This window comes from Oculatella sp. FACHB-28, assembly GCF_014696015.1.
Lineage (GTDB): Bacteria > Cyanobacteriota > Cyanobacteriia > Elainellales > Elainellaceae > JAAUTN01.
The window spans coordinates 1-15,398 of the sequence record NZ_JACJPJ010000102.1 but is presented as its reverse complement, the minus strand read 5'-3'; the positions used below and the strand labels follow the sequence as shown (position 1 = coordinate 15,398).

At 45.0% G+C, this 15,398-nt stretch carries 14 protein-coding genes and 2 pseudogenes; 5 read left to right on the top strand and 11 right to left on the bottom strand.

Features of this window, described 5'->3' with window-relative positions; genetic code table 11:
* Positions 1–26 precede the first annotated feature (26 nt).
* Together H6F88_RS30145 and H6F88_RS30140 are read right to left on the bottom strand one after the other, a co-directional pair.
* Entirely contained in the window at positions 27–2,840 is a 2,814-nt protein-coding gene (locus H6F88_RS30145) for a PAS domain S-box protein (RefSeq protein ID WP_190646519.1), read from the bottom strand.
* Between the two features lie 585 nt (positions 2,841–3,425).
* A complete protein-coding gene (locus H6F88_RS30140) occupies positions 3,426–4,151 on the bottom strand; it encodes a response regulator transcription factor (RefSeq protein WP_190646518.1) in 726 nt (241 codons plus the stop codon).
* A 399-nt stretch (positions 4,152–4,550) separates the two neighbouring features.
* Here H6F88_RS30140 and H6F88_RS30135 point away from each other — a divergent pair, with 399 nt between their 5' ends.
* From H6F88_RS30135 to H6F88_RS30125, 3 genes are all read left to right on the top strand, one after another.
* The gene (locus H6F88_RS30135; protein WP_190646517.1) at positions 4,551–5,579 is read left to right on the top strand and encodes a fatty acid desaturase; all 1,029 of its coding nucleotides are present in this window, start codon (positions 4,551–4,553) and stop codon (positions 5,577–5,579) included.
* 252 nt (positions 5,580–5,831) lie between these two features.
* Complete coding sequence (locus tag H6F88_RS30130) at positions 5,832–6,314, top strand: response regulator (RefSeq protein WP_347277764.1); 483 nt, start codon at positions 5,832–5,834, stop codon at positions 6,312–6,314.
* Between the two features lie 65 nt (positions 6,315–6,379).
* The gene (locus H6F88_RS30125; protein WP_190646515.1) at positions 6,380–6,787 is read left to right on the top strand and encodes a response regulator; all 408 of its coding nucleotides are present in this window, start codon (positions 6,380–6,382) and stop codon (positions 6,785–6,787) included.
* A gap of 271 nt (positions 6,788–7,058) precedes the next feature.
* Here H6F88_RS30125 and H6F88_RS30120 read toward each other — a convergent pair whose 3' ends face one another.
* The 5 genes from H6F88_RS30120 to H6F88_RS30100 form a co-directional block, all read right to left on the bottom strand.
* Positions 7,059–7,382 (bottom strand): hypothetical protein, encoded by a 324-nt coding sequence (locus H6F88_RS30120; protein ID WP_190646514.1) that lies wholly within the window; start codon positions 7,380–7,382, stop codon positions 7,059–7,061.
* 137 nt (positions 7,383–7,519) lie between these two features.
* On the bottom strand, positions 7,520–7,783 hold the full coding sequence (locus H6F88_RS30115; RefSeq protein WP_190646513.1) for a hypothetical protein: 264 nt from the start codon (positions 7,781–7,783) through the stop codon (positions 7,520–7,522).
* A gap of 243 nt (positions 7,784–8,026) precedes the next feature.
* Entirely contained in the window at positions 8,027–9,118 is a 1,092-nt protein-coding gene (locus H6F88_RS30110) for an ABC transporter substrate-binding protein (protein WP_242050770.1), read from the bottom strand.
* A 104-nt stretch (positions 9,119–9,222) separates the two neighbouring features.
* Positions 9,223–11,226, bottom strand: a complete 2,004-nt coding sequence (locus H6F88_RS34740) for an ATP-binding protein (RefSeq protein ID WP_190646512.1) — start codon at positions 11,224–11,226, stop codon at positions 9,223–9,225.
* A 650-nt stretch (positions 11,227–11,876) separates the two neighbouring features.
* A complete protein-coding gene (locus H6F88_RS30100; protein WP_190646511.1) occupies positions 11,877–12,440 on the bottom strand; it encodes a hypothetical protein in 564 nt (187 codons plus the stop codon).
* A 505-nt stretch (positions 12,441–12,945) separates the two neighbouring features.
* Here H6F88_RS30100 and H6F88_RS34735 point away from each other — a divergent pair.
* Positions 12,946–13,323 (top strand): annotated as a pseudogene (locus H6F88_RS34735) (DUF6876 family protein).
* Positions 13,324–13,444: 121 nt separating this feature from the next.
* Here H6F88_RS34735 and H6F88_RS30085 read toward each other — a convergent pair.
* The 3 genes from H6F88_RS30085 to H6F88_RS30075 are packed head-to-tail and all read right to left on the bottom strand — an operon-like array spanning position 13,445 to position 14,639.
* Positions 13,445–13,792, bottom strand: a complete 348-nt coding sequence (locus H6F88_RS30085; RefSeq protein WP_190646508.1) for a hypothetical protein — start codon at positions 13,790–13,792, stop codon at positions 13,445–13,447.
* Positions 13,776–14,246: a hypothetical protein gene (locus tag H6F88_RS30080; RefSeq protein WP_190646507.1), complete on the bottom strand. Its 471-nt coding sequence runs from the start codon at positions 14,244–14,246 to the stop codon at positions 13,776–13,778. Before H6F88_RS30080 ends, H6F88_RS30085 begins: the two co-directional genes overlap by 17 nt.
* Before the next feature lie 48 nt (positions 14,247–14,294).
* The gene (locus H6F88_RS30075) at positions 14,295–14,639 is read right to left on the bottom strand and encodes a hypothetical protein (RefSeq protein WP_190646506.1); all 345 of its coding nucleotides are present in this window, start codon (positions 14,637–14,639) and stop codon (positions 14,295–14,297) included.
* A 265-nt stretch (positions 14,640–14,904) separates the two neighbouring features.
* On the opposite strand from H6F88_RS30075, the gene H6F88_RS30070 reads away from it, so the two are divergent.
* Positions 14,905–15,150: a hypothetical protein gene (locus H6F88_RS30070; protein ID WP_190646505.1), complete on the top strand. Its 246-nt coding sequence runs from the start codon at positions 14,905–14,907 to the stop codon at positions 15,148–15,150.
* A 143-nt stretch (positions 15,151–15,293) separates the two neighbouring features.
* Here H6F88_RS30070 and H6F88_RS30065 read toward each other — a convergent pair.
* A pseudogene (locus H6F88_RS30065) lies at positions 15,294–15,398 on the bottom strand (IS1 family transposase); the annotation flags it as partial.

Below are 15,398 nucleotides of genomic sequence, written 5' to 3'. Positions count from 1 at the left end.
TGCTTAAAAAATAATCGCTTTTCTGATTATGCAAGGGGCTTGCGTAATTCAATCCAAAAGCGGCTTCCTTGACCAACTTGAGATTCAACCCCAACCCGTCCGCCCATGCGCTCGGCTCCTTTGCGAACAATTGCTAAGCCAATGCCCGTACCCGGATAAACCTCGGCACTGTGCAATCGCTCAAACACCTGAAAAATTTGCTCTTGAAATCTAGGTTCAATGCCAATGCCGTCATCTTCTACCCACAACCGTACCCACGCTCCAGTTTCATCGAGCCGCTCTTCTGTCCAAAGATGAATCTGAGGCTGATGATCTGGTCGAGTAAATTTCAGCGCATTGGTGAGTAAATTGGTGAGAATCCGGCTGAAGATTGCATAGTGCCCTTCGACTTCAGGCAGTGGCGACTCAACCACAACTTCAGCGTGTTTTGCATCGATCTCAGATCGCAAATGAGATAGCACTTCTGCGATGATTGCATTCAGATTAAGCACTCGTAGTTGAATGTCACTGCGGCTGAGGCGGCTGTACTCCAATAGATCCAGAATCAAGGTATCCATGTCTCGTGCGGCTTGCACGATCCGCTGTGTATACTCCTGACCGTCTCCATCAAGGCGATCGCCATAATCTTCTAGCAAAATCGTTCCCAATCCTGCCATTGAGCGGAGGGGGGCACGCAAATCATGAGAAACCGAGTAGGCAAATGCCTGCAACGCTTCATTCGCTTCCTGAAGTTCGGCAGTTCGCGACTCTACCCGTTGCTCCAGTTCAGCGGCATGGAGTTGTAATTGCTCTCGCAATCGAGCTTGTTGAATTGCGACCGCAAGCTGATTGGCAATTTCTTGGGCGATCGCCCGATTCTCAACATCAAAAGCAGCAGGCTCATTAGCAAATAGATACAAATCTCCGATCAAATCCCCTTCTATCAACAGAGCAACAATTAGGACGCTGCGTGTTCCTTGCCTAAACTGATACTCCAGCATGGGAGGACGCTGGAGCATGGTACTCAAATCCTCGATATAGCGAACTGTTTCTCGATAGCGCAAACTCTCTAACGATGAGAATGAAGCGATCGAGGTAATAGAACCTGCCTTTGTAGAGTCAACTTGTCCTGCCAGCACTTGAGCTTCATTGGTCTCGAAGTCAAATAGGACAACCGCTGCTTGTTGGTAAGCAATCACCTGATTTAACCGTAGCAGGGCAGAGCGAGCAATAGCTTCAGAGGAGGTTGCTTGTAGAATGGCGCGATCGATCTGCTGCAAGGTTTCTAATCGTTGAACTGTGCGACGGAGTGACTCTTCTGCCTGTTTGCGTCGGGTAATATCCACGTTGACCGTTACTGCGTTGATGGTCTCGCCCGTTCTATCTAGAATCGGAACTGCTGAATTCAAAATAGTTTTACGTTGTCCATCAAACGTTTCAATATCAACTTCTTCATTTAAGTAGGTTCGTCCTTCCTGAAGGGCACGGGTTAAAGCCCAATCTTGGCTAGAAAGACGATAATTTGTTCCAGACCGCCATCCCTTATACTCTCGGTATTCTTCCACGCTTCCTGGCATTGGAGCTTCTTCACCCCAAATGGTACGAGTTGCCGGATTCATGTCAATGATCGTTCCATTAGCGTTAGCAATAAACACTCCAACGGGCAGAATATCGAGAATCGCCCGTAAACGTTTGCGCTCCAAATCACTGGTGGCTTTTTCCTGAGCTAAAGCCTCTTCTGCCTGCTTTCGGGAAGTAATATCAAACCGTACCGCAAGGTATTGAACGGGTTTACCAGACTCATCAAGCAACGGAACAATGGTTGTGTCAACCCAATAATAGGTGCCATCCTTGGCGCGGTTTTTGATTTCACCGTGCCATACTTCACCTTGAGTAATTGTTCTCCAAAGATTGTGGAAAAACTCTTTGGCATGATAGCCAGAATTAATAATGCGGTGATTTTGCCCAATCAGTTCTTCTTTAGAGAACTTGGAGAGTTCACAGAATTTATCATTAATTTCGGTAATGGTTCCTTGAGCATCCGTGATTGCTAAAATTGCCGCTTGATCGAGAGCAAATTTGACGTCAGACAAGTCTTTCAGTGTTTTTTGTAATGTTGATTCAGCTTGCCTCCGTGCGGTGACATCTCGCGTGACTTCTACAAAACCTCGTAAATTGCCGCGATCGCCATGCAAGGCAGTGAGTACTACATCTGCCCAAAATAGCGATCCATCTTTTCGTCGTCGCCAGCCCTGTCCTTCATAGCGAGTTTCAATAGTGGCAGTGTGCAACTGCTGTTCCGGTTGGTGCTGCTCAACGGACTCTGGTGCAAACAGGAGTGAGAAATGCCGTCCCAAAACCTCTGGAGCAGAATAGCCTTTCAGTCGTTCGGCACCTGTATTCCAACTTGTGATCCGACCATTGGGGTCAAGCATGAAAATGGCATAGTCTTTCACACCCTCCACCAGAAGACGATATTGGTCCTCACTTTCCTGCAACGCCACTGCTGTTCTTTCTGCCCGCTGCCTGGCTCTTCTCAGTGCTTCGCTCAAGCTACTGATCAGTATTCCTTCGATCAGAAAAATGATAATTCGTACACCGTTCTCCAACCCATCAATGTTGAAGCTAAAGTAAGGCGAGACAAAGAAATAGGTGCCAACAAGAGCAGTTAAACCCGTTGCTAGCATCCCAGGAGCTAGCCCCCCATACCAGGCGCTAATCATGACAGGAATAATGAAGACCAATAGCGGTGCTTCATATCCAAGCACTGGTATCAGCAGAAACCTTACGAGCAACGCCAGTAAGCTTACCAGCACAGCCACACTGTAGCGAGACAGTAACATCCGTTCTGCTCCCAACATTGTTTAGCCCCCTTGCAAAGCTGAAACATCTGAGTCGGTATTTGCGATCGAATTACATTTAACCGACTGATTGCCTAAGAAAGGCAGGCAGCAAAAGTTAGCCCACTTTATATGCTACGGTCGGTCCATGCTTCAGCTTTCTAAGCTAAAAGCGATAATAATGCTGCAAGCTTAATACTTAATCGTTAAGAACGACAGCGATAGGAGAAAAATCTATGGGCGATACTGGATTTGAACCAGTGACCCCTTCCGTGTGAAGGAAGTAAGCAGTCGAATGGAATCCTTCTCAGGCAACGATTTCCCAGTATGTTGCTAGCTCTCATAGTCATTTCATAGTCAAAAGCATTTTACAGTCTGAAGAAACGGTAGTAAGCAATTATCCTTGCTTGGACTATTACAGAACTGGTCGTTCTTATAAATTCATATTCCATCAGGCGATCTCAGTTAATCTTGCTAAGCGCAGCATGTGATCAATTCTAAATTTTTGAGCCGCTCCGCATTTTGACTATTAAACGGCTTTCGTAAGCCTATAGAGGCATGGCTTAAAGCTATCTAGGGTTACGGTTCAATTATTCAATGAACGAATTAAGTTACTAACCCACCCCGCAACGCTCGCACGGCTGCCTGAGTTCGATCATCCACACTGAGTTTATTTAAGATATTACGAACGTGGGTTTTAACGGTGCCAACAGTGATGTAGCACCGTTCTCCAATTTCGGCATTGCTACATCCTTCCACAATGAGCTGGAGGACCTCCAACTCTCGATCAGTAAGAGGAGCAACTGCCAATATGTCGATGTGTTCGGTGTCTGCTGTAATCTCGACGGTGTTAGGTTGAGCAGCGGTACTTGCAATTTCTGCCTGAATTTGACTGTTATGGTCTAACACAACTCGGGCGATCGCTGGGTCAATCCAGTTATTGCCCTCATGGGTGCTTTGAACAGCTCGAAACAGATGGTCTGCATCCACATTCTTCATGCAGTAGGAATCTGCTCCAGCGGCAAAGGCAGCGAGGACATCTGCTTCATTATCCTGCATCGTCAACATCAACACTTTTGTTTGAGCCGCATCAGGTAGCTCATCAGTCAGCGATTCCCTGAACTGGCGTACCAACTCAATTCCATCAATACCGGGGAGATTAATGTCTACGATGGCAACATCTGGTTTAGCTCTCAGCAGCAATTTCAGACCTTCAGGACCACTTGCAGCTTCTCCGATTACCTCAAGGTCATCCTGCTGACTGAGCATTGTTCGGAGTCCCATCCGGGTGAGGTCATGATCTTCAATGAGAGTAACGCGAATGGGAGCCATTTAGAATAGCCTGCTTGTAATGACAGCGCTGACCCACTGTGTCAGCGACTCTATATTATAGGAGATTACAAATTTTGACTCATTCACTCCTATCCTGTAAGGCTCTCAGCGGTTCAAATCTTTTTACAGCCAGTTTTTTGAATTGCTAAGCCAGTCCAACGGGAAATAATAAAAGAGCAATTTTTGTAAGTTGCTGTGATTATCGCTGCGCTGTTGGGAACTTTGAACCCATCCTGATTATTAAACCTCAAAACATCCCCTAATTTGGCAGAGGAATCGTCAAGTCTAACTCCCCATACCAAATTGAAACTGATTGTCATTCCTTACTCTAAAATATTCTTTTGACTTCATCTAATTTTCTTAACTCCAAGTTAAACGTTGAGTAACTGAGGTAGCACTATGCTCTCTTCTCTGACAGATTTAGATGCAACCGTTTACCTCTGTAGAAAACCGCTGTGGAATGCGATCGCTCTGACTGGTACCCTATGCGGCTATTACGGTGGTACCGCTTTACTTCTATCTGCAAATGCTTGGCTGAACGGATTAGGAGTCTTCCTGCTAACCTATAGCCTCGCATTGACTGTTTTTTGGGCGCATGAATTCATGCACGATTCGGTTTTTAAGAAGAGGCAAGCCAACACTATCGCTGGCAACATTGTACTTTGGTTAAATGGCGGCTGCTACGCTCGGTTTCGGGAGCTCAAACGGTGGCATATTGCCCATCACGTAAAACATGCTGAATTTTCCACTGTTGATGTTGAGGATCTTATTCAAAAGCTTCCTACAGTTGCTCGAAGACTCATTCTGCTATTGGAAGGGTTGTACTTTCCAGCTATTGCTTTTCTATTGCAGTGGCGAGCGTTGACAGCACCCTTTTGGAATCCTCAACGACATGATGAACGGCTGAGGGTCGTAGTACTTCTGTTGCTTAGAGGGACGATGTTTACTGCACTAGGAATACTATCTCCCAAAGCTGTAATACTTTATTTTCTGTCTTACACGGGAATGCATGTTGTCACTCAGTTTACAGGTGCTTTTTTCCATACTTACGAAACGTTTAGACCGGATGAAATTGCACCAAAGCGTGACCAAGACTACGAACAAGCAAATACGTTCTCTTACGTACTCTCTCATCGTTACGTATGGCTCAACTTCTTACTTTTGAACTGTGGCTACCACAATGCCCATCACATCATGATGCAATGCCCCTGGCATAACCTTCATCAACTGGATCAAACTCTTAACTCTCGATACGGCGAAACAGAAGATTGCTTCATCGATTTGCTTCAAATGTTTAAGAACTATCATCGTTTTCGCATGAATCGAGTCTTGGCGGGTTGTGGGCAGTCAAGAGATGATGAAGGGCATCTTCAACTCCAGACATTCTACGGATGCATTGGCTTCTCAGATATAGTTCTACCAGTTTAGAAACAAATCGCTGAGTCTTTCTTAGGAGAATCATGGGTTAGGGATCGTTTTCGCTCTTTCCATGTTCTAATTCCCCAGCAAGCCTAAGAATTTCTTGAACTGACTCATCAGGGTCTAATGGTTTAAGCACAAAATTTTCTCGTCTGCTATACAAGGGCGAGAGTGAAATACCTTCTGTCATAAGGGATACTAAAGCGATCACTCTCCAGACTGTGACACAATTGCTAACTCAGCTTTTGCGATATCTATCGCATGGGAGAGACAAGAAACCGCTTGATAAGTCTTCATGAAGCAGTTGTGTTCTCTGATACGACTATGAAAAGTACAGGAGATAAGGCTCTCCCACACAAAGCGCTTTTGGCAGGACTGACAGTGCTTCTTGTTGAGGATGAGCCTGACATGGCTGAACTTTTAACGGTCATTCTTGAGGAGTACGGAGCCGAGGTTGTCCTAGCCACCTCTGCTATTGAAGCTCTAGCGAGGTTGGGACAACGGCAACCAGACATCTTGGTCAGCAATGTTCGGCTTCCTCAAGAGGATGGACGTTGGTTGATCGAACAGATCAGGCAGTTGGAAGGAGCGTGGAGCGAACTTCCAGCCATTGCTGTAACGTCCTACACCAGGGAAGTTGATGCTGAAGGAGCGATACAATCAGGTTTTCAGCATTTTATGCCTAAACCAGTAGACCCGGATGAGCTAGTTCAAGAGATTCTCAAACTTGTGAAGCAGGATTAACGAAAGACAAAGTTTTTGTGGGAATATCAAATTTTTCCCACAACTTCTATCAAGGTTCCTGATCCATGTCCCCCAATGGTGATCTCAGGCTGGATGGTTTGAAGGTGCTAATCGTAGATGATGATAGCGACAATCTCCAGTTTCTCGCTTTCTTATTTGAGGTTTATGGTGCAGAGATAGCAGCCGTTAGCTCTGCTAATTACGCATTCCAATCAGTTCTGGAGTGGCAACCACACATTCTAGTTAGTAATGTGAGTATGCCTGACGAAGATGGTTACATGCTAATTCGCCGAATCAGAGGGTTGACGGTTGAGCAAGGAGGGCAGGTGCCAGCGATCGCCCTGACCGCTAATGCTAAAGAATCAGATCGAGAGCAAGCGCTTGCAGCAGGGTTTCAGCAGCATTTGGCTAAGCCTGTTGACCCAGATGTGTTACTGCAAGCTGCGTTAGAGATGGTTCCTAGCAAGATTTAACAGCACAATGCCAGCCCCTATTAGATTGGAACTGGCACTGCACTAAGTATTTATAGCAGTCTATGGTCAGGGTCTTTATGAAAGCTAACCCCGTTTGAACAACTGCGAAGAAACTTCGCCATCTGTAAAGATAATGTAAGTTATATGAGAACGCCGTCTTCTGTTCTTAAGGTTTTCTTTAGATTCAACTATCCCCTTCAGGCGATGTGGTTTAGAGATAGGCGACAAGGAAATGTCCAAGAAGCGGCGAGTACTCTGAGGGGTTCCGGCCTTATGACTGCTCAAGTCCTTTGACTTGTACTCTCTGAATCAATTCTTTGATGCTTGTGGTGTGGCTGCGGTAGGCATCTGTCTTTGAATACCGTTCTAGCTGATCCAGGCTAATCATTCCTCGTTCTGCTAGTGCAACGACCTCCCAAGGCATTAAAGCATTGAGTTTTACTCTCTCAACAAAGTATTCATGAGTCTGACCTCGTTCTGCATTGAGCGCTATGACTTGGCGTTCAAGGATTTCTAAGTCATGATAATCAGCGCTTCTGGCTATGATATCTGAAGACTTGATTCGGCAAGCTAATCTGAAGAAGGTATCTTTCATGGCTACAAAGGTACAAAGACTCAAAACCGGCAGCGAGCAGGTGAAACTCTGTAAGCAGGCAAAAATACCTTGAGCCTAAAATAACATATGCAACATAAGTGCGAAACATGTTCCTAATGAACAAAAACTGATGCCTTCTAGTCGGATGCAACTATCTGCTCAGCACTGAACCAATCTTCCTCGATTAACCGGGTTTTCCCATCTGTAAAATAGACTCCGTACGCCCAAGTTTTAGCTTCTGGGTAGAAATCAAGACCGACAATGTAGCCAGTTGAACCTTGAGATGTTCTAACCTTCTGCCCTATCTTAAATACGGGTACTGAGAACTGAAAAAAATCTGTATCAACAACTTCAATATATATTTTATTCACTATAGTTAACCCCAAAGAGTTCAATTTCAACTTAACTCTAGAGGGTGGTCTATATAGTGTCTCCCTTAGGAAAGAAAAAATCTCAAAGCTTTATACAGGCTTCATTAATGCTTTAAGAATTTACAATTGCACTAAAACCGCTCTATTCGACAGAAACTTTCTGCCTTTGTAGACGGATCACTACATTGACCTAGACGAGATTAAAGAACAGATTCAGAAAATCTTCTAATACTGCATCAAACAGTTTTAGGTATCGTTTCTGTAGCAAAATTTCTAGGAACTAGCACCAACCGATTCAACAAAGCGGGGCTCTAGCACTTGAGAAAGGTCTGGAGTCTCTTGAATTTCGTTGTTACTCTTCAAGAAATTAGCTAAGTTCTCCATTCCATTTTGAAGATACAGATCGCTGTCGAAATCGCTTAGCATCGCTAAATTAGTTTGCAAATCCGGTAGTTCTAAACCTTTTAACTGAGCCTCCAGTTCAGAAGGTGTAATACCCAACTCTTTACTCGCGATTGCTAATCCTTCTTCGGGATTTTGAGCTAAGAAATCTAAGCCTTTAAGGATGCCTCTTACAAAAGCTTCTGTAGCTTTCGCTTGGTTCTCAACAAATTGTGTTTTGAAGATGTACAGGTCAGCGATCGCACCAGGTTTTTCAGCAGAGGTATAAATGATACGTCCATCGCTCTGGGCAGCATTTGCTTCTTCCATATAAGGTGAAAAGGTGTAGGCAATTTCTACCTCACCGGATTGATAAGCTACTGCCGCTGTATCGGGAGGTACATCGATAACAGTAATATCGTTGCTGCTTAAGCCTACATCCTCTAAAACTTGAAGCACAAAGAAGTGCCCAACTCCACCTTTTTGGACAGCAACTTGCCTTCCTTTGAAATCTTTAATACTAGCAACACTATTACGAGCTAAGATTCCATCGGCTCCAACTGAAGTATCGCAAACTAAAACGACTCGATAATCTACCCCTCGTGAGGTAAGTAAAACAGCTTCTGTCGTTACAGGATTTAATCCATCTAAGTGCCCAGCTTCAAACGCAGGAAAAGCATCCAAAATAGTGCTAAAGACCTTTGCATCTAATCGAAGCCCCTGCTCTTCAAAGAATCCTTTCTCCTGAGCAATGTGAAGCGGTGTATTTCCAATCCAAGAAGTAATTCCAATAGATGCTGAGACTACTTCTGCTTGAGATGAATCCGTTTCAGTAGATTGAGCACAGCTATGTAAAATAAGACCAGTCGTAGCACCAGCTATAAGCCGAAGAGACTGTCGGCGCGACAAAAGCTGAAGATTTCTCGGCAACTTCATGGCAGTTTTACTTCTGAAATCAATGCGTAAGCATTGTACCTGAGTCAAGCAGCAATTTTTGATCGATGTAAGTATCCTTTACTATCTTTACTTTGAACGCAAATTACTTGGTGGAAAAACTATGAGAGCCTTATTTAACCTCTGAACAAGAATCAGCTTTGATTTCCGAAGAATCGAAGAGTAAATTCAGTCCATTCGTTGTTGCTTGTAACTTCAATACTTCCTGCTAATCTCTCTACTAACTTCTGAACTAAAGCAAGCCCTAGTCCAGTTCCTCGTTGCTGCCAAGGATCTGCTTGAGGTATTCGATAGAATTTATCAAAGATGTAAGGCAACTCTGCTACAGGAATTTCAGATTGATTGCCTATTGTAAAAACAATTGCGGATAAGCTATTAGACAAATTGTCACCGGAGTAGGGAGCATGAATAACATTCAACGCAATCTTTCCTCCAGCAGCGGTATATTTACAAGCGTTATTCAGTAATTCAACGAGGATTCGTTCCAGACTGGGAGGATGTGAAAACAGAGGGGGTAAGTTACCAGACCAATTGAATATCAAACTTTGCTGACACTCACTGGCACGTACTTGAAACGGTTCAATGACTGAAGGTAGCCAGTTTTGCAGATGCAGTGTTTCAAATGAAAGGGGAAGCGCATCTGCTTCTAGCTGTTGTAAATCAAGAAGGTTATTGATTAATTCCGTCTCCCGTTTACATTCCGTTTCTAAAATTTTCAGATAACGCTCCCGCTGCTCTTGAGTTGAAGGCACTTTGAGCATGTGGATTGCCATCTTAATGTTTGCCATTGGTGCTCGCAGTTCATGAGAAACGGTACTGAGGAAATCATCTTTGAGTTGGTTCAGTTTCTCTAAGTTTTCCACCTGCACTTGAGCTGCTTGGTAGAGTCGAGCTTGGCGAATAGCGATCGCGCATTGATTCGATATTTGCTGTACTAATCGAATCTCTGGGTCACTGAAGATATAGTTTGGGTGAGTATATAGCCATAGATCACCAAGAACGCCGTGTTCATCAGAAATAGGACAGCCGAAAATGGAACGATTTTGACCTAACCAAACGGGGCTAGAAGATAGCAAGCAGAACTGGAGGCTTTGACCTTGAAGAAACTGATTATGAAGCTCAAGATGATCTGTTATGAGCAGTACGCTTCCTTGCTTAGAAGGTAACGAGGGACAGTATTCATAATAGACAGTTGAGGTACCTTGTTCAAGATCGTAGAGAGCCGTATCGCAACCATCTACCTCTAGCCCAAGAGCTAATTCTCGAACAACAGTTGTCAAAATCTGACTTTCATCCAAACTGTCACGAACCTTGTCAGTAATGCGCTTTAGCATTGAGTCAAATTTCAATGCTTGCTCTATTTGAGCCATGTATGCTTGTAGCTTATCTTCCTTTTGCTTTCGAGGTGTAATGTCTTGAAGATATATCGAGAGTCCGTACTGGGTTGGATAGATACGAGCTTCAAACCAGGTATTAAGAGAATCACAAAATACTTCAACGGTAGTACTGACTTGTTGCGTCAGAGCGTCATAACACTGCTGTCGATATGGAAGCAAAATCGATGAGTTTGAAAGCTCCCAAATATTCTTACCAATTAAGGCAGCTCGATTGCTTAGAAAGAATTGCTCTGCATGTCCGTTGAGATAAGTAAATTGCCATTGATGATCAAGCGAAAAGAAAACATCAGTTATGCTTTCAAAGATGCTTGTGATCTGCTGACTGGCAGTGTCATTACGCCGATTTGGCGGTAGCGCAGCTTGCTGTTGACGTTGTCTTTGGAATTCTTGCCGTACTCGCTCTTTGTAATTAGCAAAAAACTCAGCTAATCGAGGCTCTTCGTGTAGTAGTAACCCAAGGTGCTCTGTAACTCGTTTATCTGCTTCATACGCTATCTCAGGATGAGCTTCGACCCACATGTGACAAGTTTTTACGTAAGCAATTAAGGCAATGAGATGCTCGTAATTCAGAGGCCCTAATAGACGGAGTAACTCTCTTCGACAAGATTCAGATACTTCTGGTTTTAGGAAGATAGAAGTGCAGCACGCTAACAAACTAGCTTCGAGTGCTGAACCTGGTTCTAAACGAAGTGTTAGTTCTCTTTCACACTGCAAAACGTTGAGATGTTCCTCAAGATTCACCTCAGATGGAGGTGGTGACTCTAGTAGTGCCAGTACCTCCTGTGCCTGCATACCTAAAGGTCTTAAGGTACAACTGTGACAAATCATGCAGTAGGGAATTGTACAGAAGCGCGAAAGATAGGCAGAGAGTTTTTCTTTAAATAGAGCAGGGAGCGGATTCTCAATGTAAGCAAAGAGAGTTTGGTGCCAGAGATAGCTTAGAATTCGTGGACTATGTTGGGCTGGACTAAAAAAGGGAGGAATAAAACCGAATCGGTTTTGAATCTCCAACTGAATTTGTTCGCTAGTTAACATGGATAGGAAAGACAAAATGCAAAGGAGCCCCTTTTCATTGAATTGCTTACGTCCAGCTGTCTGAAATTGTTAGCAGCTTACTAAGGCTTAGCTGCCATGTTGTTTTACCCAGTAAGGAAGGGAGCTATCTGTGTAAAGCAGGGAGTGATCAAGAAACTAATTCAACTATTGTGTAGCGTTATTTCGTATGAAGCGCATTCAATAAGACAAATTTTACTATTGCCTTATTATTGACTTTAGAACCATTAATTAGAACAGTCGCTAGATAGTACTGTGAACCACAGCGACTTCTAAAAAATCGTGATCAAGGTGGCGGCCAGTCTTCCCTTTTTCCCTGCCGCCAAAGGGTTTTCATTTTAACCGACTACGGTCGTAAAAGTCTCAAGATCGCGAAGATACACCGCATCTTCACCTCGTAACTTTCGCCGTTGAATCCTTTCTGGTACCTGAAATGGCAGATCCTTCATGAGCACAGCCTTTTTTTTGTGAAGCGTATAGACCTTCATCCCTTTAAGGTTGAGCACAAACTCTTTTTGTTCCGCTGTGCCCTCTCGCTGCTCAGTTGAAACTTGGTCAAACAATGCTGCCGAATTCCAACCGATCGTAACTGCCCCATCTGTAGCAGGAAGGCTCCACAAGTTTAGATAGCTTGGATCTCGATAACTCTGACTATCCTGCCAGAAATCAAAAACGGGCACTGATCCACTTCCTACAAAAAACTGCTCTGCACTTTCCTGAGTGAAGGACAAGGGGATTGAAGCAACTGAACTCTTCACAGGAACCGCACACGCAGCATGAGCATTTGTGCTACTGCGATCCCAAGCGTAGAGCAAAGAACCCCCACCTACATAAACCACTCCAAACCAAAAGACTGTCCACATCAAAACCGTAACAATCACGTCAAGAGTTTCAACGCTCATAAAAACCTTTCTCCTTACGAGTAGCTGTGTTCGGTGTAGAGATAGAACACACTCTTTGCGTACTAGGAGCATCACGAGCGAGTCAAGAGAAATTTTGCTTCAGCTTCAGCGCTATCTATCAGGCCAGTGCAGGAAGCTAGTAAGGGATATGAAACATTTTTTGCCTTTTTCCCGACGCTTCTCTGAATGTGGGAGAGACCCCAAGGTGTCAAGAGTGCGACAACGGAGCAGCGAAGCGAACTCTTGACACCTTGGAGTACCCACTATCCTACCGAAGCGGGGAAAGGGCTTCTTGCTATTCGTACTGAAATAATGCTTGAAAGCATCAACTCAAAATTATTACTCTGTCCGTACTTTTAGGGCACGGGTAGAAGAGATTGCTTCAAGGCAAGAGACCATGCTGGGTAAAGCTTCTACGGTTTTCAAGCGAGAAGGTTTCCAGGGTGGCTCTGAAGGGTGAACGCAAAACACCTTTAGGGAGTAAACTTCACACGGTTATCCCCCTATGACTCAACCCACTACTCCGCTTACGGAAGGAGATCTCGCCCAATTTATTGGCAGCGAGGCGCTCTACCACCATCCAGGGTTTAACGTTCGCTATACCGAGGGCGTTCGCTACGTCGCTGAACGTGGTGGGGCCTACTGATTAATTGATGCGATCGCCTCCTGGCAGAATGACCCGCGCATCCGGGACGACCCGATGCTTCAGGGCATCCAGTTCTGGACACTGACAGTAAACCCCGATCGCTCCGCACGACTAATGTGTGAGCGAGACCAGGGAGATGTTGCTGTCACCCAGGAGATTCCTTTCACAGACTTTCCGCTCCAAAGCTTGAAGCTGTACTACCAACAGGGAGTACTGTTTCTGCCATCGGAGTATTAGGAAGTACAGCGCCAGTGATCGGAGCCATGCAGGGGCATAGAGAGTCAAAGGTTCTGTATGCTTTACCCTGCATGATCTCTTAGCCTTAGCTTGAAAAAGAATAGGAATAGGGAGAAAACTTCTACCAATTCCAGGGGAAGATGCCCTTCACGTCTTTGGACGCATCTTCAACCGTATCTACAATCTGAACGTGTTTCTGAGATCTGTTTCCTTCGATTGGCGTTGCTTTGAGTCTATGAGTCGCAGCAGTTTCACCAACAATGTAAGCGGTCTGAGCATCCTGGGGGAGCGTTGTGCGATCGCCTTCTCTGCCGCCAGTTTCCTGATAGAGTTCTTCGGTGCTGCACCCAAAAAGCGATCGCGTCATCTTCTCTGTGGCATGGGCTTGGGTTCTCTTGTCGCCGCCCTTATCTTGAACCGTTTGCGTAAAATCCTTTCTGACCGTCTTTCCATCAACTCGCCCTCGCACGGGCTGCGAGTTGCCGAGGAGACTTAGTTGTGATTCCTGAGAGTTCTCCTCTGGTTGCTGTCCGAACCAGTTCAAAAAACCCATGAGCCTTACCTCTTTCCTCTGATGTAAAGTCTACCGATAGCAATTGCTCTAAACCGAGCTTGATTAGCTCCAGTCCGTTAGGGAGCATGAGAAACTCTTCAACGATCTGGTGGCGGTACTCGTAGTCCCAATCGTCGGGAGTGAAATTGAAGGTGGAGAGGATGAGCGTGTAGGCATCGACTAAGCCAATTTTGGCGTTGAGCGCCCGAAACCGGCAAAGTGCCTTTTCCCAAGTAACTTTACGGCGAAGATCGCCAAAGTCTTTCCTGATTTCTGCCTTAAACAGCTCAGGCTGAATGACCGACCGCTTAAACCAGCAGTGATCTTTCCACTCTTCAAATACCCGCTCTTTGAGTTCTCGCAGTTTCATAGCTAATCGCACGAGTAAGGCTGTGCCCCTGTATTGTACCTATTACCCTTATTGGCCAATAAAGTAGAAATCATAGGTCACAGCAGTTCTATCTGTCCGATCGATTACAAGAACAATGAGTAAACTCTGCGGGTCCCACTTGGCGCGATAAGCAGCTCCACTTTGGTTAATCCAGCAGGTGGGGGACTCGCTCAAGATGGTGTTCAGGTTGTTGATCGGTATGGGAAATGTCTGATTAATCAAGCTGCTTAGTTCTTCGCGGTTGATGCCTGTACCGCGATCGCGCCCTTCACAGGGATCGGGACCACGAGCAGCGGCGGCTGGTGCAGCCGTAAAGAACAAGATACTGATGGCAACTAGAAAAACCGTTGGGATGGAGCGAAGAAACTGCATGTTTTGCTTCCTCCTTGAACAGATTTCAGTGCGATGGCGTGACTACTAACCTTAAACAAAGCTGTTCTATTCATTTCAACTCGGCTGATTTTCATAGTGATGAAAGGGAATGAGAGGGCGAAGGGGAACCTCATGGAATCTGCTTGAGACCTCCAAGAAGCTCTTGATTCAAAAATACCACATTTATGCATTTATGCATAAATGCACTAAGTCATTTTTGTCTGCCTGAAAATCGACTATGGCAGAATGACTTGAGATTTACTGTGTGCTTAGTGTGCCTGAAGAAGAGAAGCCAAGGCTTTTTCGTGCCTACATCCCACCTCGCATCGATTTTTTGATACGGGCGATCGTCCCGCTCAAAAATAGCGGTAAGGATTGGAATTTGAGTGATGTCCTGACCGAAGCGTTGGAAGACTGGCTGAATAAAGCAGAAAATCGGGCGCTAATTGAGCGTCATAACCTGGAGCAGGCATTGAGAGAGAAGATGGTGTCGGAGGAGAAGTCGGAGTAAAGCCTTATCAGTGCTTACTTCTAACGTTAGAGGTTTATTACTGTCGCTAGCCTGCGAGTGGGGAGAAGGGGATAGTGCAGTTCTTTAAGAGATTTCCCTCATTAAAGTTGATTCACTTTTCGGCGTTGCTGAAAGCGTAATGGTTAAGTAGGTAGAGGAATAGCTCGATACTTCAAATAGTGAAGCAGCAAACGGAGTGAACATTTCAACATCTCAAGGGATTTGGAGTAGCACAAGGTTTTACGGTG